The sequence below is a fragment of the Streptomyces klenkii genome, assembly GCF_003626645.1.
In the GTDB taxonomy this organism is placed as follows: Bacteria; Actinomycetota; Actinomycetes; order Streptomycetales; family Streptomycetaceae; genus Streptomyces; species Streptomyces klenkii.
Map to the genome: position 1 here is coordinate 374,889 of NZ_RBAM01000001.1, position 21,398 is coordinate 396,286.

The window sequence follows — 21,398 nt, forward strand, 5'->3', positions numbered from 1 at the left end:
TCCGGATCCATATCCATGCCTACGCCACTGAGCGAGGCAGCCACTGAGCGAGGCGGTCGAGGAAATGCGGTGAGCCCCAGGCGTGGACGACGCCTGGGGCTCACCGGTTCTTGTTTTACTAGGCCTCTAGGCCGTGGCAGGCGCCGTCGCCGTCGCCGTGGCCTCGGTGGCCTCGGCGGTGGGCGGGATGCGGTGCAGGCCCTTGCGGTCGTAGAAGCGGGTGACGCCGAAGCCGAAGAGCACGGCGGCGACGAACGCGATGCCCATGGAGATCCATGCGCGGGTGAGGCCGGCGTCGCCCTGGGCGTCGTAGTAGAGGATGGAGCGCATGCCTCCGGTGATCTGCCGCAGCGGCTCGAACTCCGAGAGCCCGTGGAAGAAGCCGGGCAGCGCCTCCAGCGGCACGGTCGCTCCGGAGGACGGGACGGCCATGGCGACGAAGACGATGGTGGAGATCAGCATGCCGGGCGTGCCGAAGACGGCGAGCAGGGCCAGGGCGCTGACGCCGACGGCCGCGATCGTGCCCACGGAGTAGAGCCACAGCAGGCCGAGGTGGGAGGCGTCCATGCCCAGGATGCCGACCGTGGCGAGCTCGACGAGGGAGCCCATGACCAGGGAGAGGCCGAGCATGAGGACCGTGCCGACGGCCAGCGTGCGGACCCGGCTCGTGCGCCGGACGGGCATGCGCTGGCGGAAGGGGCCGAAGTCGGTGTGCAGGTAGCCGAGCGCGGTGTCGACCTGGGAGACGATCGCGTTGGCGCCGAGCATGCCGCAGACGATCAGGACCAGCGCGTAGTAGAAGGCGCTCAGACCCATGGCGCTGTGCGTGCCGAGCGGGTGGCCGTCCGCGACCTCGACGTTCACGGGGTCCGTGAGCATCAGCTTGGCGGCCGGGGCGAGCTGCGCCTTCTGGGCGGCGGCGCGGTTGAGGAGCTCCTTGCCGAGCTGGGCGGAGGCGGCGTGGGCCGCCTTCTGGTTCGCCTGGCTGGCCATGGAGGAGCCGATGCTGCCGGCGGACTGGTTGGTCAGCACCGTCAGGGTCGGCCGGGTGGCTTCCGCCGGCTTCGGGCTGCCCAGCCCGGCCACCGTGGCGGAGAAGTTCTCCGGCACGACGAGCGCGCCGTAGACCTTGCCCTGGCCGAGCCGCTTGTCGGCCTCCTGCCGGCTGACGACCTGCCAGGAGAAGCTGTGGTTGTCCGCGGCGGACTTCTCGATCCCCGAGACGACCTGGTCACCGAGGTTGAGGTGCTTGCCGTTGGCGTCGGCCCCGCGGTCGCTGTTGACCAGTGCGATGGGCAGGTCGCGCAGGTTGCCCTTGGGGTTCACGTTGCCGCCCACGTAGAGCAGGGCGAACAGGATGGAGACCACCGCGACGATGAGGCCTGAACCGATCCACAGCTTCGGGCTGCGGAGTACGGAGGAGGGCTCGGGGGAAGGCATATTCGCTCCGAGTTATTACCTAGAGTAACTGGATACTTAAGGTATCCAGTGGCTAGATAGTGGCAGTATCTTCGAGGGGTGTCCAGTCGGCGGGTGTCCGGTCGGCAGGTGTCTGATCGGTGGGCGTTCGGTCAGCGGATGTCCGGTCGGCGAGTGTCCGGTCGGCGAGTGTCCGGTCGGCGGGCCTCCGGTCGGTGCGGCAGGATGTCCGGCCGACGCATCACCAGCGAGGAAGCTGCATGAAGATCTCGGAGCTCAGCCGGACCACCGGCGTGCCGGTCGCCAGCATCAAGTACTTCCGGCGGCAAGGCCTGATGCCCGCCGGCAAGGCGACGGCCGCGACCCTGGCCGAGTACGGGCAGGAGCACGTCCAGCGCCTGCGGCTGATCAAGGCGCTGACCACGCTGGGCGGGCTCTCCATCGCCGCCACCCGCGACGTCCTGACGGCTGTCGACCAGGCGCACAGCGCCGACAGCGCCCTGGGAGCGGTCAGCTACGCCCTGCCGGTGCCCGTCGCGGAGTCTCCGGTCGGTGACGCCGAGCGGGAGGCGGAGACCGGATCGGCCGCGGAAGCGGAGGTGGCGGCCCTGATCGCGGACATGGACTGGCAGGCGCCCAGCACCTCCCCCCACGTGGAGGGGCTGACGGCGGCGCTGCGGGAACTGAAGCGACTCGACGCGGACTACCGGCCCGGCGAACTCGCCGCCTACGCGGAGCTGGCCCGCTCCATCGCCCGCTTGGACCTCGACCGGGCAGCCGCTTTCGGCGACGACCCGGTGGCCCTGGCCGAGCAGGCGGTGATCGTCTTCGCCCTCTCGGCTCCCGTGCTCGAACTGCTGCGGCGGCTGGCTCAGGAGGACCAGGTCCGGCGGCGCGTAGCAGGCGATGCGGTTGACGTCGACGCTGACGCCGACACCGACGCCGCTGTCGACGCTGACATTGACTGACCGCGGCGGTCGGACGCACGACGTCCATTCCGTACACACGCGACGAGCGAGCCCCACGCCCACCACGCGACCGTCACGGCTTCTCGCTCGAACGTGGGAACCCTTGCCGGAGTGACCGCCCGACACCCCTGGCCCGCACTAAGGTTCGGGAGCCCCTAAAGGTTCACGGCCCCGGGACGGGCCGGCACGTGCGGGAGGGAAGTACCGTGTCCAACTATCAGTACCGGTGCGCCGTTTGCGGCATCACCTGGGACGAGGTCACCAATCGGCGCCAAGCCGAACAGGAACGCGACCGGCATCGCCGCGAGGCCCACGACGGCGGTGTCCCGGACGGCGACGGCATCCGGGCCCAGGACTCCGAACGCTGGCCCGGCCGAGGGGTACTCCTCGCCGGGCTCCTCCTGATGCTCTTCGTCATGTACAGCAGCTGGCATGGCCAGTAGCCGCAAGCGGAACCGTCAACCGCTACCACCGAACCACTCATCCGGGGAAGCCCACCAGCCCCGTACCGCACTCCTTGACGCAGGCGCAGGCGCAGGCGCAGGCGCAGACGCCGGACGCGGTCCTTTCGCCGCCCGCGGCGGGCGGCCCAGAGGTCAGAGGGGCTGCTGGTTCGGCTGCAGGGTGTTCTCGCTGCGGTCCGTCGCGTAGGGAAGGTCTCGTCCCGCTCCGGCTCCCGCGGTGGCCTGGAGGCAGGCCAGGGCCGTGAGCATGAGGAGGGCAGGCGTCCAGCTGCCGGTGGTGTCGTGGAGGTATCCGGCGAGGAACGGGCCCACGGCGGCGATCGCGTATCCGACGGCTTGGGCCATGCCGGACAGGGCGGTGGCTGCGGCGGCGTCGGCGGCCCGATGGGCCTGGAAGGTCAGGGCGAGGACGAGGCAGGCTCCGGCGCCGAAGCCGAGCACAGCGCTCCATACGGTGGCCCAAGCGGGCATGAGCAGGACCCCGGCGTACCCTGCGGCGCTGACCAGCGAGGCGCCCGCGGCGGGCAGCCGCTGGTTGCCGCAGAGCCGAGTCAGGAAGGGCACTGCGGCGCCGGCGGCCAGGCCCACCGTCTGCATGAGGAACAGCTGCCACCCGGCCGCACCCGGGGAAGTGCCGTGTGCGCGCAGCACACTGGGCAGCCAGGCGATCACCGTGTAGAAGCCCAGGGATTGCAGGCCCATGAAGCATGCGACCTGCCATGCCAGAGCCGAGCGCCAGGGCGAGGACGGGCTCGCGGCCGGGGCCGCCCGGGCCGTGAGTGTGCCGCTCGGGGCTGCCGCTCGGTGCAGCAGGGGCTTCCAGGCGGCAAGGGCGAGGAGCGCCAGAGCGGTCCACACGCCGAGGGCGGTGCGCCAGCCGCCGGGCGTGTGCTGGGCGATCGGCACCGCCACCGCGGAGGACACCGCGGCGCTCAGGCCCATGGCGGTGACGTAGAGGCTGGTGAGAGGCCCGACGCGGTGGGCGGGGGCAACGCTCTTGATGGTGGCGGGCAGGAGGACGTTTCCGGCGGCGATGCCGGCGGAGAGCACGAGGGTTCCGGCGAACAGCGCCCACAGCGCCGGTGCGGAGCGCAGAGCGGTGCCCACCATGATTCCCAGGAGGGCTGCTGTGATCACCGATGCCGACGCCCGCCGCCGTGACCAGCGGGGCACCACGGGGGAGATGACGGCGAAGGCCAGGAGCGGAAGCGTGCTGAGGAGCCCGGCCGCGGCGGAGGACAGCCCGGTGTCGTCGGAGACGGCGGGGATCAGCGGGCCGACGCAGGTCAGGCCGACCCGCAGGTTCACCGCGACCAGAACGATGCCGACGAGCAGGCCGGGATGTACGGGTGAGGGTGGTCCGGAGTCCGTCCGGATCATGGGTGGTCCTTAGCGGTGTTCTGAGCGTGACGACTCGGCCCCTTCCGAACGGTAGCCCTGCTGCCCGGCGGCACGGGCGAAGAGGAGATCACCGGCGTGGGCGCCGTGGCCTAGCTGCTGATCAGCTGGGCCACCTTCGCACTGGTCAGCTCGGTGGCGAGCACGCTGTTCTCCAGCGGCAGCAAACGGTGCGCCTTGCACAACTGCGTCGGCAGCGCCGCGTACTCCTCCCCGGTGACGCGCGTCCAGGACGGGTCGAACCGTACCCGGATGATGAGGTCGCGGGCCTGCTCGGAGACGATCGACGACGCCAGCAGCCACAAGCCGGGCTCTCGCGCCGTGCCCGGCGGGTCGATGGCCAGGTGCAGCAGCGATGCCGAGCGGCCCAGCGGGCTGCTCAGCCGGTGCCAGACGATCCGCCCGTCCGCGTCGATCCGCCCGAACGTGCCGGTCCCCGCCTGCGCCGTGCCGAGGAGCACCAGCCAGATGCCGCCGGGACCGCTGATCAGCCCGACCGGGGTGCTGCCCTGATCCGCCGGTACGGGGATCTGGGTGGTGCGGCCCGTACGGGGATCGATGCGCAGGAGCGAGCTCGCGCTGTCCTGGCTGACGTAGAAGTCTCCGCTGACCGGATGCCGCGCGGCAAAGATGGGGTGGGGCTTCGCGTCGAAGAGGCGGTGGCGTTCGGGGCGCGTGTGGTCCAGGGTCAGGACCTGGTCGCTCCCCTTCAGGGTCACCCACAGGGCGTCGCCGTACTCGTTGACGTAGTGCGGCCCCCGCCCGCCGCCCGGAACGGCGATCTCCCGTTCGATGCGCGGGGCGGCTTCGAGGGAGTCCGCCCGCGGATCCACCAGGAGCAGCCGGTCGGCGCCCTCGTGCGTGGCCCAGATCCGTCCGGGGTGGTGTGAGGAGACCGCCAGCCCGTGCAGCATCGCGTCGGAAGAGCCGAGCGGGAAGGCCTTGACGGCGGTCACTTGCTCGGTGCGGGGGTCCAGCCCGAGCTTCACCAGCCGGCTGTTGGACATCTGGGACACGAGGGCCATCGGCCGGTCCGGCACTTTGACGATCTCGTGCGTTTCCTCGGCGGGCGGCAGGTCGTACTCCACCACCGTCCGCCGGGACGGGCCCGACGGTGGGGAGGGGGCCTCCCGGGGCCGCGGCTCTGCGGTCGCGGTGGCCGGTAGCCCGAGCAGAGTCCCGGCTGCTGCAAGGGCGCCCAAGGAGAGCAGTCGGCTGTGAAAGGTGCGGCGATCCATGCGACGGTCGACGCGGCGGTCGATGTGGCGATCCATGCGACGGTCCAAGCGGCTCTCCTGGTGGGCGCGGCGTGGCTCTGTGGTGTGACGTGTCACGTCTTGGTTGACGTGTCGCGCGCGCCCATACAAGCGGTCGGCCCGATCATCAGATGGTGGTTCCGTCGGATCCCCCCTTGTGGGTGATACGGAAATCGCCACCGGATCGTGCTCGGTTACGGGGCCTGTGATCGTCCAGCTGCCTAGGTGGTCCGGGTCGCCCGGGTCATTGAGCCGCCCGGACGAAGCGAACGATGCGGACGAGGGTGGCCACGCCGCCGATCCAGAAGGCCAGCCCGAGAAGCAGCCGCAGCGCGGGCGGCAGGTAATCGGCGTGGGCCGAGTTGTAGACGAAGTGGGCGAGCATGAAGGGCCAGACGAGCCGGGTGCGCCGGTAGACGAGGACGTACCCGGCCATCCAGATCACGCACAAGGCGAGCGCGCCGTACCCGTAATAGAGGTGGAAGGGAACGCGCAGGACGGTCAGGACCGCGAGCTGAGCCTGCCAGGACCAGCGCAGTCGTGTCATCACCGCCATGGGCAGCGCGAGCAGCAGGGCCTCCTCGACGAGGGCGCCGTGCAGGTTCGCCACCAGCTGTTCGCCGGCTCCCGTGCGGCCGTCGGGGGCGAATCCGGGGGACGGGAAGAGCCGCATCACCTCGAAACCGATCCACATGCCGAGATAGGCCACCGCTGCGGCGCCCGCCGCGCCGTACGGGAACGAGCGGCGGGGACGCGCCGCCAGACCGAGCTCGCGGGCGCTGTAGCCGAGCCACCGGTGGGCCGGCAGGAGCGCGGCCGCGGCGACGACGAAGCCCGCCTTCATGCCGGGGAGGTAGCGCACGGCCCACTCGGGCAGATCGATGTGCCCGGTCAGCAGGATCTGCACTGCGACGGCGCTCGTCAGCCCGAAGGCGAGCAGGAACCCGGCCGCGACCAGGCACCAGTCACGCGCTGCGGAGGGTGTACGCGCACGGTCGGGCCGGCAGGAGGCGTATGCGTCCGGAGGCGGGCCGCTGAACATGGCTGATCATCATCCTCGGTAAGGCGTGGCGCAGGAACCCGGGAAGACGACGACGAGCCCGGAGGGTGGGCCTTGGGTCTTCGTGCCGGCGGATGTCCTGGACCTGGAAGGGCTCGGGCTCGCCCTCATGGTTACCGCATCCCACGGTCCGGGGCCGGGGGCGAAGCGCCGTGAGAAAGCCGCGCTCCGGGCCCCGGCCCTCAAATGGCGCTGCGCCGCTCCGCCTTCATGCACCTGCCGTCCGGCCTGTGGTGTGTGCCACAGAAGGTATCCGTCTTACGGTACGAGACGGCTGTGGTCTCTGAGCTGCGGGGGAAGGCCGTCACGCGCGGACGGTGTACCAGGCGCCGACCCCGCCGCAGCCGCCGGCCATGTACGTGGTGCTGCGGTAACCCGGCGGGATGGGCGAGCCGGCGCAGGTCCATATGCCGTTGCGGACGAGCTGGTGGTACCACGCGCCGACGCCGTTGCAGCCGGTGCGCATGTAGTTGGTCGTGACGTAGCCGGGCGGAATGGGGGAGCCGGCACAGGTCCAGCGGCCGTCGCGGGCGAGCTCCTGGTACCAGGCGCCGATGCCGTTGCAACCATCACGGAGGTAGTTCGTGGTGACGTAGCCGGCGGGGACGGGGGAGCCGGCGCAGGTCCAGCGGCCGTCATGGGCCAGCTCGTGGAACCAGGCCCCGATGCCGGTGCAACCGCCGCGGTCGTACCGGGTGATGACGTAGCCGGAGACGATCGGCGAGCCGGCACAGGTCCAGATGCCGTCCTTCACGGGCTGCTGGTACCACGATCCGCTGCCGTTGCAGCCGGAGCGGTCGTAGCCGGTGATGACCCAGCCGTCCGGAACGGGAGCTCCGGAGCAAGCCCACTTGCCCGCCGGCCAGAAGCCACCGGCGGTTGCTGCGGTGGCCGTACCGGCAGCCGTGCCGGTGAGCGCGGTCGCGATCAGCACGACCGCCCCCACGGCGGCGGCGATGCGGCCGCGGGCTGCCGCCGTCTTCGCTCTGAGGTACGTCAGGTACGTCAGGTACGTCAAAGGTCTGTACACGCTCATCCCATCGTCATGGTCACTTCGTGCCTGTCGAGGGGAAAGAACACCGGAGACCGGGACGAAAGTCAGCCCGCCCGACACCGACTGTGAGAAGGGTGTCACTGCTCATGAACAGCGGCAGTGGAGACCGCGGCGTGGTAGGAGCTTTGCCATGCATGAGGCTGCCCCCGCCCGTGAGGAAGGCGGGGGCAGTCGTGGAGCAGTGGAGCCGTAGAGCCGTCGAGCCGTCAGGCGGCGACGAGCCCTGTCTTGTGGGCGCTGGTGTTGCTGAACTTGAAGTAGAAATAGACGCCGTTATTGAAGTCCGTCCCCAGGACGGTCCACTTACCGGACTTCACCGTGACCTGGCCCTTGCAGGTTTCCTGGCCGGGGTCGTGATTCTTCAGATAGCACAGCTTGATCTGCGTGTCGTCGTCCGGCTTGACCTGGATGTCGGCGCAGCGGTTGGTCGTCACGTAGTAGCCGCTGCCGGTGGGGGCGTAGCCCCACCCGGACGGTTTGTCGTACTTCCATGCACCGCCGATACAGGAGGCGGTCGCCACGTTCGTGTGCTCGGACGGTGCGGTGGCGGACGCCGGGGAGGATATGACGAGGGGTGCGCCGATCAGAGCGGCGGCGGCCACAGTGGTGAACAGCTTTCTACGAGCGGACAAGACGTTCTCCCTTGCCGACTTCGAGGACGTGACGCACCGGACGGCACATCACCTCGGGCACGACAGACCCTACGGACCGGCCCATCCCAGGACATCCCGCCGCTGTTCGATATCCACCTCAACCCGGCACGGTAGCCCTCTCGACGCCTGCAACCCTCGTTGTACTGCGCCTCGGCGATGGATTCAGCGGACCGGGTGCAGGGGCCGTCGGAGGCGCCAGGCACACTCTTTATGTTGCAGTTCGTACAGCAAGAGGATGTTCCACGCATGATTACGCTCAAGAAGGAAGACGGCCCGGCGGACCTGGACGGAGTGACGCACCTGTCCATCGGGGTGTCCTGGGACCCCACCGGCGGGAGCAGCGGCGGTGTGATGGGCATGCTCCGCCGCAAAGCCGGCACCGACCTCGACCTGATAGCCATCGCGATGCAGGGCGCGGACCCGGTCCGCCTGGCGGGCCTGGACTCCCTCGATCCGATGGGTAACGGCTCCGTGGTGCACAGCGGTGACAACCAGACCGGGCGCGGGGACGGCGACGACGAGACGGTGACGGTCGAGTTCGCCCGGATCCCGGAGAACATCACCTCGATTGTTTTCGTCGCTGCCGCGTACAAGAAGGGCAGCTCCTTCCAGAAGGCGCGCAACATCAGCTTCAAGGTGTACGACGCAAGCGGGGGCAGTTCTCAGCAGGTTGCCGACATCTGGCCGAGCCTGCTCAGCAATGACAACGGCTGCGCCGTGGCCAAGGCGGTGCGTGTCGGTGGCAGCTGGAAGCTTGAGGTGATCAATGTGACGGGGAAGATCAAGCAGGGCGACGAGCACGCCCTGATGCGCTTCGCCATCAGCAAGTAATCCGGGCGGGCTGCGTGCGGCCCGGGGACCTGTCGGGTGTCCGGGCCTCCGGGCCGCAGTTCATGACGCGTGCCCCGTGTCCTTTGTGCAGGCAGCGGGGCTCGTAGGGGGGGCGGTAAGGGCGATGACGCACTGACCGTGTGCGTGCTCCTGCACGCGGTGGGTGTGCTCCCCGTGCGCTGGTGACGGCGCGGTGCGCGGCAGGCTCAATGGGGGTCATGGAGACGCTTACCGCCTGTGGACCGGCATCACCGGTCACGGGCTCGCGTACGGGCGCGAGCACCACGATCGGCGCCGACGATGTCTTCACCGACCTCTGCATCGCCCCGGCCGCCTGCACGGCTCCGGTGGCGGTCTGCCTGCCGGAAGGGGCCGAGTGCCTGCCCGGTATTGATGTCTGCTGCTCGGGGTTCTGTTTCAAGGCCCCCGGCGAGGTGAAGGCGCACTGTCACGGCTGAGGAGAGAGCAGCCCTGCGGCTGACGTCCGGCACCGTCCTGCTCGAAACCGGCAGCGACGGAGTGCTGCTGAACTGCCGCGCGCCCGTCGCCGCCTACGTTCCCCCGGCGGCGATGAACTGGGCGGCGCGTGGGGCGGTGGTGCCGGTTGAGCACGAAGCGGCGTACGTACGGTGTCTGGAGGCGTGGCGCTCGGCCGGCCTCCTCCAGGACACCGGCCCGCAGCCGGCCGCCCCCGCGGCCGCCACAGCAACTGCGCAGAAGAGCCGTGCCCGCCTGGCCGTCGACCGTCCGGTACTGGTCATCATGTCGTCCCCCGGCTGCGGATACTGCCGGCACCTGCGGGCCGACCTCGAAGCCAATCGTGAGGCCCTCGCGCGCCTGGACGCTTCGGCGCTCCTGCTGGGCGACAGCAGTCCTGGCGACGGCAGTCCTACGGTGTGGGGCGCCCGGCTGGACCCTGACCGGCTAACAGAACTGGCAGAGGCCTGTGCGGACGTGGCGACGCTCGGCACACCCTCGGCGGTCCTGCTCACTCCCGGCGGCAGCCCCCGGACCATGCGCGGCTTCGACGCCGTAACCGCGGCTCTGGTCGAGCTCGGTGGGGGCGACCCCGGGCGTACGGTCTGCGAAGTGCCGACGTCCTGCTCGGTCACGTTGAGCGCCGGCCCTGTCGACGCACTGGTGACGGCGCACGTCCGGGGAAGGACGCTCGGGATCGCCGCCCGAGGTCCGGAGCCCGTAAGGGTGGCCGGCCTGGCGGCCGAGGAACTCGCCCAGGCCCGTTCCCGTGGCACCGGCTACGTGCCCGTCACCCTGCGGGTGGAGCGCCCACGTAACGTATGGCTGATCTTCCGTGGCGGTGAACTCGTAGCCCGTTCCCGTAACGCGGAAGAGGCCCTGTCCCTGCTGAGGCGGACCGTCGCAGGCTTCGGCCCGCCGGAAGCCCACCAGTCGCAGTTGCTGTGCGGGGCACTCGTCCACGACGAGAGACGGGCCGTGCTCTTCCCGCGGAGCTGGCTCTCGTACTTCGTCGAACGCTCCACCCTGCTGGCGAGGTCCGGCTGGCGACCGTGTCCCGACCCGTTCGCACTCCTGGAGGCGGACCTGGACGGCACGCCCGTCCTCGTCCACCCGTCACCGGCCGGAATCCCGCAGCGCACGCCCGTCACAGGGGTGCTGACACAGCCCCCGGATCACCCGCGACCCGCCGCGCACGCGCGGGGAAGGGCGCTCGCCGCGATCGTCAACTGGCTCACCCGCCCCGTATCCCCACAACAGCTCCGCACGACGTACGCCTTGCTCGCCGCTCTACCCGTCCACTTGGGCACCCGAGAGGAATCCCTGACCTTCCTCACCGCCCCACCGGCCGTCGCCTGATCGGCGGGATCAGCGCCGGCCAAGAGGTGCCGGGTGCCCATACGTTCGCGCAGCCTCGGGAACTCCTCGGCGACTTCGGCGGCGTGCGCCAAGGTGTCGGCCATGCGTAGCTTGGTGGCGGCAGGACGTGCCCCCTCCTCAGCCGTCCAGCAGCCGCCATGCGGTGAGGGCGATCGCGGCCACGTCGGCGTTGTCCCGCGCTGCGTCCTGGGGCACCTGCGCGAGCAGTGCCAACGCCCCTCAGATCGTCGTAGTGCACGACGGGTTGGCGGCAGGTCGGCTGCGAACCCCAGAAGCCGTAGCGCCCGGGCCCTGGCCGCCTCGCCGCAGTCCTGCGCCGCGCCGTGGCCGAGTAGGCCGTCGCGGAGTTCACCTTGACGTGGACGAGGTCGTTTCCTGTCTCACCGGCGGGATACGCCTCTACCTCCGTCCCGAGGGGCCGGGAGACGAGGAGGAAGAGATCGGGCTGACGGCCGGAACCGCCGTCATCGTGCCGCGCGGCAGTCGCCTGGAGAGGTGGAAGACCGAAGCCCAGACCAGGCGCAGGGGCGCAGGGCCTCGGCTTCGGTCTTCCTTCCCTTACGGGGTGGGTCCTACGGGCAGGTCACGTCAGGGCAGGTCAGGAGGACGCGCCGAAGTTCTGCGTCCACCAGGGGCCGTTCGACTTGAAGTTGATGCCCACGCCGATCTCCTTGAAGGAGCAGTTGAGGATGTTGGCGCGGTGGCCGGGGCTCTTCATCCAGCCGTCCATGGCCGTACGGGCGTCCTTGGGGCTCTTGAAGATGTTCTCGCCGTACGTGCTCCAGCGGTACCCGGCGGCGGTCATCCGGTCGCCGGGGCTCTTTCCTTCCGGGCTGGTGTGGGCGTAGTAGTCCCGGGCGGCCATGTCGTCGGAGTGGCCCTGAGCGGCGGCCTGGAGCTTCGCGTTGACGGTGAGTGGTGAGCAGCCGGCCTTCGCGCGCTCCGCGTTGACCATGTCGACTACCTGCTGCACGTACGCGCTGTTCGCACCGCCGGCCTGGCTGCCGCCGCCATTGCCACCGGCCGGGGGCTTGCGATGGCTGCTGGAGCCGTTGCCGTTGCCATTGCTGCCGCCGCCGTTGCCGCGGCTCGTTGAGGGCGCGTCCTGGTTCGTGGCGGCCGCCTGGCTGTCCGGCTTGCCTCCGGCCTCGGTCGTGGACTCGGCCCGGTCCTTCTTCTCCTTGCCACCCCGGTCCTTGTCCGGGGCCTTCGAGGCGCCGGCGCTCGGGGACGCGCTGCGCGTGCCGGGAGCCGGTGAATTGGCCGCCGCCACGGAGAGGCCGTCCTTCGACGCCTCGGTGGTCCGGTCCGCGGTCGGCTCGGAAGCCGTAGGAGTGCTCGTACGGGTCTCCCCGCCGCCCGACAGCGACTGGGCCACGCCGTACCCGCCGCCCACGACGGCTATCAGACCCACCGTCCCGCCGATGACCATCGCCCGCCGGGGGCGCCGGCCGCGGTGCCGGCGCGGGCGGCGGTCGCCGTCGGATGCCGGGTCGAACGACGGAGTCTGGGGTTCACGATTCACGTGGATCACTTCCGGTGTGGGGTCACTGAGTACTGGTCCAACACTCAGGAGACGCCGGGCCCGGCACCGGATAACAAAAATTCGCGGACGTTGTGAGTTGTGAGGTGATGAGCTGTCGCCGCCCGCTCGACCGCCCGCGGATGAGCCGTTGTCAGTGCCGTATGACAAGGTCTGTCGCACGGGCACGAGCACGTGACGGAACACGAGCACGTGACGGAACACGAGCACGTGACGGAACACGGAACGTACGGAACAAGGAGTTCGGCATGACGGGGGCGCTGACAGAAGCCTGGGACGAGGCGCGCGTGGTGGAGCTGGCGCGGCGGCTGAGGACGGCGGAGACCGGTGGCTGGAGCGGGACGGCGCTGCGGGCGCTGGTGGAGGGCCTCGGCTGGCAGTGGGAGGACGGTGCCGCCGGACCGCGGCTGGTCACGGGCCCGGAGTCGGAAGCGTCCTCCCGGTGGACGCCGCGGCTCCGCCCGACGGACCGCTTCGAGAAGGACTATGTGCACGGCGGCGAGGAGTACGTGGGGCTGTACGTGCCCGTCGCGCTGCCGGAGGACGGTGCCAGGGGGAAGGCCGAGGCCTTCCGCGCGGTCGCCGAAACGCTGACGCGAGAGTTCGGCCCCGCCCCCGTCATGGGTGTGTACGGCGACCCCGGGCCCTTCTACGACTCCGCCCCGCTGTGGGGCAGCCCGTTCCTCCGCTGGCGCGGGCAGGAGAACACGCTGGAGCTGCACGCCGGCGAGCACGGTCCCGAACTGCTGCTCCAGCCGACCGACCCGGTGGAGAACTGGTTCTGGCGGCAGGGACACGGCGAACACTACGCCGTCGGCGGATTCTTCGGCACGCGCCGCGACCCCGCCAACGCGGGCCTGGGATTCCCGGGCCGCTGGCGCACCGACGACTGGGACGTCTTCGCCCACGCCCTCGGCGACTTCCTCCACACCCTCCCGGCCGAGACCCACGCCCTCGGCATCGAGCTCGACCTGGGCTTCCACGCGCTCGTGCCCGGCACGTACGGGCCCATCGTCTTCCACCTCGTCTGCGGTGAGCGACTGGAGATCGTCTACGACCCGGCGCGGACCGGCGAGGGCGTCGCCGACCCGAGCTCCTTCGGCTGGATACCGCACACCACGCGCCCGGCCGCCCTGGACCACTGGCTCGAAGCCCCCTACCACTCAGGAGACTTCGGCATCGGTGAGGTGGACGGCCGCCGGCTGGCCCGGATGATGGTGGACACCCTGCGCGACCTGGGTGTCGAGTCCCCGACGGACCTCAGCCTGAGCGACCACGCGCAGCAGGTGGGGAACTACCACGTCGACTACTACGGCCTGACCTTGCAGGAGAACCCGTAGGCCAGGAGAACCCGTAGATCGGGTGAACCGGTAGATCGGGAGAACCCGTAAATGACGAAGCCGGGGTGCCGTGCGGCACCCCGGCATGACGCCAAGGGCGAGGAAAGCGAAAGGACTAGATTCAATGAGGTTTGAGAAGGAAGTCCCCTCATGGCCTCGCCGGGACCAAGGCTAGCAGTCAGCCCGGGATCAGGTCGCGCAGGTTTTCCGGGGTGATGATCCGGGAGTCAGGGTGCAGCCCGTCCGGGCGTTCCAGGCCGATGTACGTGACGGGTTCGTCCGGGACGGTCTTGCCGTCCCACAGGGTGGTGGCCGTGGCGTGGTCGGCCATCAGGCCGGTGAGGTACCGGACCGTGAGGAAGTCGCGCTCGACGATGCCGCGCAGCAGCGTGGCGACCGACACGCGGTTGCCCTCGATCTGGTTGTGGCTCGGGTTGCCCTTGAGGTACAGGTGCAGCCACTTGGCGCGCCAGCGGCCGTCGCTCCCGCGGAGGAACGCCAGCGGCAGTGCGACCCTGCCCGGGCCGCGCAGCTCCGACTTCATGCGCACGGTGCGTGCCTCGAAGGGGCGGCCTCGCTGTTCGGCCTCGCGCAGCATGAAGCCGAAGAACGATTCCTCGACGTCCTCGAAGCCCTCACCCGAGAAGATGTTGACCTGCGGGACGATGAACGCGCCGCGCACGGCCCCCAGGCGCAGGTTGATGAACTCCGAGGCGCCGTCGGGCGCGTCGACGATGTCGCCGGAGTGCTCGCCCTCCACCTCGGTGAGGGAGGTGTAGGAGAGCCAGGAGACGGTTGCGTACGAGGCGTCCAGCATCAGCGCCGACAGGTCGTAGTCGGTGCTGATGCTGGTCTGCTTCCAGTAGACGAAGAACCGCAGCAGTTCGCCGTCGACGGGGGAGAGGGAGCCCCGGGGCAGCACGCCCAGGCCGGCGGCCGTCGCCTTGCCGCTGAGCGGGAGCGCGACGTCGAGGACGTCGGGGTCGATCAGCAGGTGCCCGGGCGCCGGGAGGCGGTGGCGCGTCTCCGCGTCCAGGGCGGCGATCAGGCGCTTGCGCTCGGGCGGCAGCACGGGCGGGCGGGTGTCGGTGGTGACCCAGGCCCGGCCGAGGCGGTTGACGAAGACGCGCCGCCGCTCGTCGGCCTCCTCCGGCCCCTCCAGCTCTTCCACCTCCTCCGCGCGGTTGTGGAAGTGCTCGCGCACCGACAGCAGGACCCGGCCGGCCACCTGCGGGGCGACCTGTTCGGCGGCGGTCACGACGGCGTCGCGCTCCTCCTGGGTGCGGCACGCGCGCAGCAGGCGGTCCAGGGACCGGAACAGCTTGCCCGGGGCGGCCGTCAGCAGCCGTGCCGCGCCGGTGACGTCGTTCGCGCCGAGCAGCTCCTCGACGCGGCTGTCGAACGTCCGGGCCCGCTTCTCGCCCCGGGCCACGGCGAACACGTCCGCGGCGTGCGGCCGGCGCGGGTACTCGTGCGGGTGGAGGCGCTCGCCGAGGCGCTTGAACATCTCCCGGTGCGCGGTGACGTCGGCGAGCTTGGCGGGAGCCTGCGCGACGACCGTGTCGAGGGCGCCGATCAGGGCGCGGCGCACCGGCCGGGACAGCGAGCGGAGCCGGGTCGGCTCGGCGAGCGTCACGTCGCCGTCCGACAGCGCACAGGCCAGGCGGAGCACGTCGGTGACGGTGTCCACCAGGAGGTCCGCGCCGGAGTCGAGGCGGGCGAGGTTAACGACGGCGCGATTCTCCCGGACCGGGATCGCCTCGGGCTGAGGGCCGTCGGCGCAGTGCCCGGCGAGCAGCCGGAGGTCGCGCAGCCCCTCCTCACCCAGCGGAGTGGTGCTGCCCGCCAGGGCCAGATACAGGGCGGTGACCTCGTCCTCCAGGGCACCACCCAGGTGCAGGACCGTCATGCGGTCGCCCGCCGCGGCGATCAGCTCGTCGTGAGCGGCGAGCACCTCGGCGTACGTGTGCTGGTACGTGCCGTACGACGGGAGGGTGAGCAGGTCGACCACGCCGGTGCTGAGCTGGGCGAGCGTACGGTCGTGCGACGCGTCGTCGGCGAGCGCCCCGGCGATGCACCGTGTCCAGAAGTCGAACGTGTCCGGCACGTTGGCCGGGAAGTCGACGAAGTAGGCGTTGTGCCGGACGTGGTCGCCGACCATCTCACGGACGGTGTCCAGTGTCCGTGCGGCAACCTGACGGACCGTCTCCTCACTCAGCCCCGACAGCCGCTCCAGCAACTCCGCCGAGAGCTTGAAGCCCACGGACAACAGCGCGCCGTCGAACTGCCGCGCCACAACACCACCCTGCCCGGCAGGCCCGGAGGGCAGGGGAAGCCGGCGGGCATGCCGGATGACCAGGGGTTCAAGACGGTCGACCATCCGCGCATGATCCCAGACCCACCCGAACCGCCGCACCAGGGTTTTCGAACACAACGCACACCAACCGCCGGGCAGACCGCTCCGCGCTTCAGCCCCGCGTTCGCGCCGGGCCGGCAGCCCTGCCGCATAGACGCGGAGGGCCGCTCAGCGCGGGACCGTCGACACGGCCTGCGGCAGGCCTGGCCGTACGCCGAAGCCCGGACAGCAACGAACGCGGCGGCGAACCACTACTAGGGAGCGAGAGGGAGCTGGCGCTTGTGGGCGGTGAGGTGGTAGCGGCGGGCGATCGTTTCGAAGGCTCGCTCGTCCACCGGCTTGCCCTCCAGGAAGTCGTCGATGTCGTCGTAGGTGACTCCGAGCGCGTCCTCGTCGGCCTTGCCCGGGTCGAGGGTCTCCAGGTCGGCCGTCGGGGTCTTCCACACCAGCTCGGCGGGTGCGCCCAGGGCGTCCGCTACGGCGCGCACCCGGCGCTTGGTCAGGCCGGTCAGCGGGACCAGGTCGGCGGCGCCGTCGCCGAACTTGGTGAAGAAGCCGGAGACCGCCTCGGCGGCATGGTCGGTGCCGACGACCAGGCCGTCGTGCGCGCCGGCCACCGCGTACTGGGCGATCATGCGCTGCCGGGCCTTGATGTTGCCGTGCACGAAGTCCTGGTGGTGATCGTCGCGGAAGCTCACCCCGGCGGCCCGGGACGCGTCGAGCGCGGCGTCGCTCGCGGGCTTGATGTCCACGGTCAGCACGTGGTCGGCCCGGATGAAGGAGAGCGCGAGCTGGGCGTCGTGCTCGTCGGCCTGGACGCCGTAGGGCAGCCGCATGGCGTAGAACCGCGCCTCGTGCCCGGCGGCCCGCGCACGCTCCACGGCGAGCTGGCACAGCCGGCCGGCCGTGGTGGAGTCGACGCCGCCGCTGATGCCCAGCACGAGGGACCGCAGACCGGTGGAGGTCAGCCGCTCGGTGAGGAAGGCCACCCGGCGCTCGATTTCCCGCTCAGCCTCGAAGGTCTCGGCGACCTCGAGTTCCCGGGCTATCTCCTGCTGTAGGGCGGTGGACGCCGGCTCGCTCACGTCTGCTCCTTGTTCCGGTTCACGATGTGCTGCCGCCCACCCTAGCCAGAGCGTGCCGGCGGGAGGGCACCGGAGGGAGCCCACCCCGGGCAGAGGCCGGGGCAGGGGCCGGGGCAGGGGCCGGGGCAGAGGCTGCTGTGGAGGCGCTCGTCACCCTTCCAGCAGCGGCCGCAGCCGGGCATGGGCCCACCCGCTGAGCGAGGTGGGGGTGGTCGTGAGCAGGTCGCGCGGCTGCTCGGGTACGAGGCCGCGCGATCCGGCGGCCATCCCGACGAGGCCCTCCACCGCCGAGGGAGGCAGCCCGGCCGCACGCAGCGTGTCCCGTACCGCGTCGTCGCTGACGGGGTTGAGCCGGACGGGGCGCCCGAGCGCCTCGGTGAGGATCTGCGCGACCTGGTGGAAGGTGAGGTCTTCCGGCCCGTGGACGGCCTGTACCACCCGGCCCCGCCACGCCTCGCTCAGCAGCCGGGCGGCGACCACGTCGCCGATGTCGCGCGGGTCGGCCCACGGCATCGGGTGGTCGGGGTCGAACACGGTGGTCAGACGGACCGCGCCCCCGCCACCGCGTCGCGCACGAATCCGGCGTCCGTCAGGTCGCCCCGGCGCACCTCGACCCGCTCGCGGGTCGCCTCGCCCAGGCGGGCCGGGTCGCGGACCAGAACGCGAGGACGGACGCCGGCCTGGAGCAGCAGCCGCACCACGCGCGATCCCACATGGCCGGTCGGGGTGGTGACCACGATGCTCATCGAGCCCTCCCTTTCGAGCCCTCAAGCCTTTCGAGCACTTCTTTTCGAACGCTTCTCTGTCGTTCCAGGCACTCTAGGGATCTGTGTGGCCGCAGTCGCCCCCCGCTACGAAGTTCAGTGAGTGAAGCGCCAGCGCGTCTGGCCGAAGCCCTCGTCCCTGCTGAATCCGAAGGCGGTACGGGGCGACACCGCGAAGACCAGCGCAAGGCCCGCGTCCGCGGTCTCCTCGGTCGGCGGCGGGGCCGCCGTCGTCGTAGCGGTGCTGAAGGCCCCGTCCCGCACTTCGAAATGCCAGCTCGGCCCGTACTTCGCCTCCCACGCCGCCGCCAGCTCGACCAGCCGCTTCTCGTCGGTGACCCGGACCGCCTCGCCCTCGACCACCAGGTCGCAGCCCTCGCCGTACGCGTTGGCGCCGGTCGTGAGGACGACGTGGGGGTTGGTGCCGAGGTTGAGCCCCTTGCGCTCCCGCGCACCGGTGGCGAAGTGGAGCGCTCCGTCCATCCAGACCGACATCAGCGGCGTGACGTGGGGGCGGCCGTCCGGCCGGACCGTCGACAGCCAGAAGATCTCGGCCTTCTCCAGGCGGGGGACGGCCTCGGCCCAGGGCATGGCGGTGGCGTCCGGGGAGCTGTATCGCGTATCCAGGTCGGTCTGCGGTTCCTGCGTCTGAGCGTGGGCGGGCATGGCGGACTCCTCGTGACACTCGACACCCGGGCTTCACATGCTCCCTCTGAAGCGCGGACTCCGCCTGCCGGCCGGACCCGTCAGCGCGGAGCCGTCCACCACTCCGGGCGGCCCGCGCCGCGCGGCATCAGGATCGTACGGAAGGCACCCGGGGTCTCGGACATGACGACCTGGTCGGTGACGCCCTGGTAGCGGCCGCACGGGGTGTCGGCGGTGAAGGTGTCCGGGTCGAGGTAGGCGTGGCGCTCGCCGGTGCCGGCGAGCTCGCGGGCGTAGTCCTTGTCGAGGATGCCGAGGCTGAGGATCCACAGGGCGACCCGCGTCAGGGAGACGTGCACGCGGTAGCTGCCGCCCTCGGTGGCGCGCCGCATCAGGGCGGCGATGATGCCGGTGGTGGCCAGCCAGGGCACCAGATAGTCGTTGACGACCTTGATCGGGGGCAGCGCCGGGTTGTCGTCGGTGCCTTCGAGGTTCATCATCCCGCTGACGCAGCCGGCGGTCTGGTCGAAGCCGACGCGGCCCGCCCATGGGCCGTGCTGCCCGTGGAGACTGACGGTGGCGTGGATGATGCCGGGCCGTATCGCGGCCGCTTCCTGCGGGCTGAGGCCCATGCGCTCCAGGTAGCCGGCGCGGTGGTTGGCGTAGAAGACGTCTGCGCCGCGGAGCAGTTCGCGCAGGGTCGCGGCGGCTTGCGGGTCGCGGGCGTGGTCGAGGGTGGCGGAACGGACGCCGACCTGGGCGGTGTAGTAGAGGATGTCGTTCTCGAACTGGCCGGGGCGCCAGATGTTGAGCGCGTCCGCACCGTGCTGCGCCATGGTGCGGCCGATGGCGGCGCCGGCGATGACGTGGCCCAGTCCCAGGGCGCGTACGCCGTCCAGCGGCTGGGTGGCGCCGGGCGGCAGCGGCTCGGGGTCGCTGTCGCCGATCTTCTCGATCTCGATCAGGGGCATGCCGGCCAGCACGTCGCGGTACTGCCGGGTGCCGAGGAACTCACGCGTGCCGCGCAGCATCGGCATGACGACACCGGCGTCGGCGCCGGCCCGCTCCAGGTCCGCGCCGTCCCAGCGGGCTATGGCGTTGGCGACGGCCAGGGCGTCGTCGGGGGCGCCCAGCAGTTTGAGGGTGCGGGACTTGAGCGCCGGGTAGACGTTGAGCGGCATCACCCAGCGGCCGTCGCCCGCGCGGTAGAAGGAGAGGGCGAAGGGGTCGTCGGGGGCGGTGACGGGGTAGCCGTTGAGCTTCTCCCACTTGCCGTCGTAGAAGGGGCACAGCCGGTGGGGGGCCTTGCGCAGGTCCATGGAGATGTCCTGGCCGGGGCCGCCGCGGTGCTGCCACAGCTTGGCCAGGGCGACGGATTTGGCCGTCAGGCCGAGGGCGGGGGCGGCGGCCAGCCGCAGGGCGGAGGGGACGACGGGGTCGGCGCCGGTGAAGGAGACGGTGCCCCCGGCGTCCTGCTCGCTCAGGCCGACGCCACCGAGGACGTCGTCGAGCGCGGTGTGGATGTCGAAGTCGTCGCCGGTCCCGCCGGTGACCGGCTTGTCGAGCGCGGCTTTGATCTTGTGAGTGAGCTCGGTGTGTTCGGTCTGAACCGTCGGTACGGTCTGAACGGTGTGCATCGGGCTGCCTTTCCGGCGGCTCACGCCTGGGTCGCCTGGGTGTGCGTACGGGAGGACGTGCTGGAAGACGTGTTGGAGGACGTGCCGGAGGTCTCGGCGAGGGCGCGCATCAAGGCGATCTGCGCACGGTCGCGACGGGCGGCCAGCTCGCTTACGGGCACGTCCCCGAAGGCCTGTTCCGCCTGTTCGGTGAGCAGGGCGACGGTGGGCTCGTCGAAGGAGGGGGCGCCGAGGCCCGGCCAGGACGCCTCCATGGCGTGGCCCAGGTGCTGGATGAAGTGCGGCAGGCCTTCGGGCCCGCCGCCGAGGTGGAAGGTGCGGAAGGGACCGGCGGCCGCCCAGCGCAGCCCGATGGAGCCGGTGACGATCTCGTCGAGTTCGGCCTCCGTCACCACGCCTTCGGCCACCAGGTGCACGCATTCGCGGAAGAGCGCGGACTGGAGGCGGTTGGCGACGAAGCCGGGGACCTCCTTGCGCAGGATCTGCGGCTTCTTGCCGAGCGCCGTGTAGAAGGCGTGGGCCTGTTCGAGGGTCTGCGCCGAGGTCCGCTCGCCGGGGACGATTTCCACCAGCGGTACGAGATGCGGCGGGTTGAACGGGTGGCCGACGACCAGCCGCTCCGGCTGCCGCATCGCCTCGGCGATCGCGGTGGCGGGGATGCCGGAGGTCGAGGTGGCCAGCAGCGCGTGGGCGGGGGCGGCTTGTTCGACGGCCTGCCAGATCTGCTGCTTCACGGGCAGGCGCTCGGGGCCGTTCTCCTGCACGACGTCGGCGTCCGCGACGGCGGTGGCCAGGTCGGCCTCGAAGCGGAGGCGGGCGGTGAGGTTCTCGGTGGGCAGCCCGAGTTCCGCCAGGGCGGGCGCGATCTCGTCCAGTCCGGCCAGGACCTGGTCCCGTACGCCGGGGCGCGGGTCGCTGATGACGACGTCCATGCCGCGCGCGAGGAACAGCCCGGCCCAGGAGATGCCGATCACGCCACCGCCGATGACGGCTGCGCGCCGGTGTGCGGTGGGCACGTCCGCGACGCGTGCAGTTTTCTCGTCGTGTGTATCCATGTTGTGTGCATCC

The 21,398-nt window shown here is 70.9% G+C and carries 20 protein-coding genes; 6 read left to right on the top strand and 14 right to left on the bottom strand.

Annotation, left to right across the window (positions count from 1 at the left end; all coding sequences use genetic code 11):
- Positions 1–126: 126 nt before the first annotated feature.
- Positions 127–1,440, bottom strand: coding sequence for a YhgE/Pip domain-containing protein (locus D7231_RS01180; RefSeq protein ID WP_120752997.1), 1,314 nt, complete (start codon positions 1,438–1,440; stop codon positions 127–129).
- Between the two features lie 239 nt (positions 1,441–1,679).
- Here D7231_RS01180 and D7231_RS01185 point away from each other — a divergent pair, with 239 nt between their 5' ends.
- Together D7231_RS01185 and D7231_RS01190 are read left to right on the top strand one after the other, a co-directional pair.
- A complete protein-coding gene (locus D7231_RS01185; RefSeq protein WP_120752998.1) occupies positions 1,680–2,387 on the top strand; it encodes a MerR family transcriptional regulator in 708 nt (235 codons plus the stop codon).
- A gap of 206 nt (positions 2,388–2,593) precedes the next feature.
- Entirely contained in the window at positions 2,594–2,830 is a 237-nt protein-coding gene (locus tag D7231_RS01190) for a hypothetical protein (RefSeq protein ID WP_120752999.1), read from the top strand.
- 153 nt (positions 2,831–2,983) lie between these two features.
- On the opposite strand, the gene D7231_RS01195 is transcribed toward D7231_RS01190, so the two are convergent.
- The 5 genes from D7231_RS01195 to D7231_RS01220 all read right to left on the bottom strand — a co-directional run bounded on the left by D7231_RS01195 (position 2,984) and on the right by D7231_RS01220 (position 8,251).
- Positions 2,984–4,231 carry a CynX/NimT family MFS transporter gene (locus D7231_RS01195; protein WP_120753000.1) on the bottom strand — a complete coding sequence of 416 codons (1,248 nt, stop codon included), beginning with the start codon at positions 4,229–4,231 and terminating at the stop codon, positions 2,984–2,986.
- 110 nt (positions 4,232–4,341) lie between these two features.
- Positions 4,342–5,340 carry an NHL repeat-containing protein gene (locus D7231_RS01200; protein WP_147449663.1) on the bottom strand — a complete coding sequence of 333 codons (999 nt, stop codon included), beginning with the start codon at positions 5,338–5,340 and terminating at the stop codon, positions 4,342–4,344.
- Positions 5,341–5,749: 409 nt separating this feature from the next.
- Complete coding sequence (locus D7231_RS01210; protein ID WP_120753003.1) at positions 5,750–6,547, bottom strand: CPBP family intramembrane glutamic endopeptidase; 798 nt, start codon at positions 6,545–6,547, stop codon at positions 5,750–5,752.
- 322 nt (positions 6,548–6,869) lie between these two features.
- Positions 6,870–7,595 (bottom strand): hypothetical protein, encoded by a 726-nt coding sequence (locus tag D7231_RS01215; RefSeq protein WP_199739281.1) that lies wholly within the window; start codon positions 7,593–7,595, stop codon positions 6,870–6,872.
- A 230-nt stretch (positions 7,596–7,825) separates the two neighbouring features.
- A complete protein-coding gene (locus D7231_RS01220; RefSeq protein WP_147449664.1) occupies positions 7,826–8,251 on the bottom strand; it encodes a hypothetical protein in 426 nt (141 codons plus the stop codon).
- 267 nt (positions 8,252–8,518) lie between these two features.
- Between D7231_RS01220 and D7231_RS01225 the strand changes: the two genes are divergently transcribed.
- The 3 genes from D7231_RS01225 to D7231_RS01230 all read left to right on the top strand — a co-directional run bounded on the left by D7231_RS01225 (position 8,519) and on the right by D7231_RS01230 (position 10,939).
- Positions 8,519–9,103, top strand: coding sequence for a TerD family protein (locus D7231_RS01225; RefSeq protein ID WP_120753005.1), 585 nt, complete (start codon positions 8,519–8,521; stop codon positions 9,101–9,103).
- Positions 9,104–9,321: 218 nt separating this feature from the next.
- Positions 9,322–9,561, top strand: a complete 240-nt coding sequence (locus tag D7231_RS36110; RefSeq protein WP_147449665.1) for a hypothetical protein — start codon at positions 9,322–9,324, stop codon at positions 9,559–9,561.
- Between the two features lie 61 nt (positions 9,562–9,622).
- Positions 9,623–10,939, top strand: a complete 1,317-nt coding sequence (locus D7231_RS01230; protein ID WP_147449666.1) for a thioredoxin domain-containing protein — start codon at positions 9,623–9,625, stop codon at positions 10,937–10,939.
- Between the two features lie 619 nt (positions 10,940–11,558).
- On the opposite strand, the gene D7231_RS01245 is transcribed toward D7231_RS01230, so the two are convergent.
- On the bottom strand, positions 11,559–12,485 hold the full coding sequence (locus D7231_RS01245; RefSeq protein ID WP_241999499.1) for a CAP domain-containing protein: 927 nt from the start codon (positions 12,483–12,485) through the stop codon (positions 11,559–11,561).
- A 266-nt stretch (positions 12,486–12,751) separates the two neighbouring features.
- Here D7231_RS01245 and D7231_RS01250 point away from each other — a divergent pair, with 266 nt between their 5' ends.
- The gene (locus D7231_RS01250; RefSeq protein WP_120753007.1) at positions 12,752–13,843 is read left to right on the top strand and encodes a hypothetical protein; all 1,092 of its coding nucleotides are present in this window, start codon (positions 12,752–12,754) and stop codon (positions 13,841–13,843) included.
- A gap of 178 nt (positions 13,844–14,021) precedes the next feature.
- Here D7231_RS01250 and D7231_RS01255 read toward each other — a convergent pair whose 3' ends face one another.
- The 7 genes from D7231_RS01255 to D7231_RS01280 form a co-directional block, all read right to left on the bottom strand.
- Entirely contained in the window at positions 14,022–16,223 is a 2,202-nt protein-coding gene (locus D7231_RS01255; protein WP_120753008.1) for a TerD family protein, read from the bottom strand.
- 230 nt (positions 16,224–16,453) lie between these two features.
- Complete coding sequence (nadE, locus tag D7231_RS01260; RefSeq protein ID WP_120753009.1) at positions 16,454–17,284, bottom strand: ammonia-dependent NAD(+) synthetase; 831 nt, start codon at positions 17,282–17,284, stop codon at positions 16,454–16,456.
- Between the two features lie 150 nt (positions 17,285–17,434).
- Positions 17,435–17,818: a Rossmann-fold NAD(P)-binding domain-containing protein gene (locus D7231_RS37275; protein WP_241999500.1), complete on the bottom strand. Its 384-nt coding sequence runs from the start codon at positions 17,816–17,818 to the stop codon at positions 17,435–17,437.
- A 5-nt stretch (positions 17,819–17,823) separates the two neighbouring features.
- Positions 17,824–18,030, bottom strand: a complete 207-nt coding sequence (locus tag D7231_RS37280; protein ID WP_228775441.1) for an SDR family oxidoreductase — start codon at positions 18,028–18,030, stop codon at positions 17,824–17,826.
- 114 nt (positions 18,031–18,144) lie between these two features.
- Positions 18,145–18,714 carry a pyridoxamine 5'-phosphate oxidase family protein gene (locus tag D7231_RS01270; protein ID WP_120753010.1) on the bottom strand — a complete coding sequence of 190 codons (570 nt, stop codon included), beginning with the start codon at positions 18,712–18,714 and terminating at the stop codon, positions 18,145–18,147.
- An 80-nt stretch (positions 18,715–18,794) separates the two neighbouring features.
- Positions 18,795–20,330, bottom strand: a complete 1,536-nt coding sequence (locus tag D7231_RS01275) for a CoA transferase (protein ID WP_120753011.1) — start codon at positions 20,328–20,330, stop codon at positions 18,795–18,797.
- Positions 20,331–20,350: 20 nt separating this feature from the next.
- Positions 20,351–21,385, bottom strand: coding sequence for a 3-hydroxyacyl-CoA dehydrogenase family protein (locus D7231_RS01280; RefSeq protein WP_120753012.1), 1,035 nt, complete (start codon positions 21,383–21,385; stop codon positions 20,351–20,353).
- Between the last annotated feature and the right edge of the window lie 13 nt (positions 21,386–21,398).

Bases quoted from the DNA above. Each gene is read 5' to 3' on its own strand.
- D7231_RS01185 (WP_120752998.1), top strand. From the start codon at position 1,680: ATGAAGATCTCGGAGCTCAGCCGGACCACCGGCGTGCCGGTCGCCAGC.
- D7231_RS36110 (WP_147449665.1), top strand. From the start codon at position 9,322: ATGGAGACGCTTACCGCCTGTGGACCGGCATCACCGGTCACGGGCTCG.
- D7231_RS01180 (WP_120752997.1), bottom strand. From the start codon at position 1,440: ATGCCTTCCCCCGAGCCCTCCTCCGTACTCCGCAGCCCGAAGCTGTGG.
- D7231_RS01195 (WP_120753000.1), bottom strand. From the start codon at position 4,231: ATGATCCGGACGGACTCCGGACCACCCTCACCCGTACATCCCGGCCTG.
- D7231_RS01275 (WP_120753011.1), bottom strand. From the start codon at position 20,330: ATGCACACCGTTCAGACCGTACCGACGGTTCAGACCGAACACACCGAG.
- D7231_RS01270 (WP_120753010.1), bottom strand. From the start codon at position 18,714: ATGCCCGCCCACGCTCAGACGCAGGAACCGCAGACCGACCTGGATACG.
- D7231_RS01250 (WP_120753007.1), top strand. From the start codon at position 12,752: ATGACGGGGGCGCTGACAGAAGCCTGGGACGAGGCGCGCGTGGTGGAG.
- D7231_RS01280 (WP_120753012.1), bottom strand. From the start codon at position 21,385: ATGGATACACACGACGAGAAAACTGCACGCGTCGCGGACGTGCCCACC.
- D7231_RS37280 (WP_228775441.1), bottom strand. From the start codon at position 18,030: ATGAGCATCGTGGTCACCACCCCGACCGGCCATGTGGGATCGCGCGTG.
- D7231_RS01210 (WP_120753003.1), bottom strand. From the start codon at position 6,547: ATGTTCAGCGGCCCGCCTCCGGACGCATACGCCTCCTGCCGGCCCGAC.
- D7231_RS01225 (WP_120753005.1), top strand. From the start codon at position 8,519: ATGATTACGCTCAAGAAGGAAGACGGCCCGGCGGACCTGGACGGAGTG.
- D7231_RS01255 (WP_120753008.1), bottom strand. From the start codon at position 16,223: ATGGTCGACCGTCTTGAACCCCTGGTCATCCGGCATGCCCGCCGGCTT.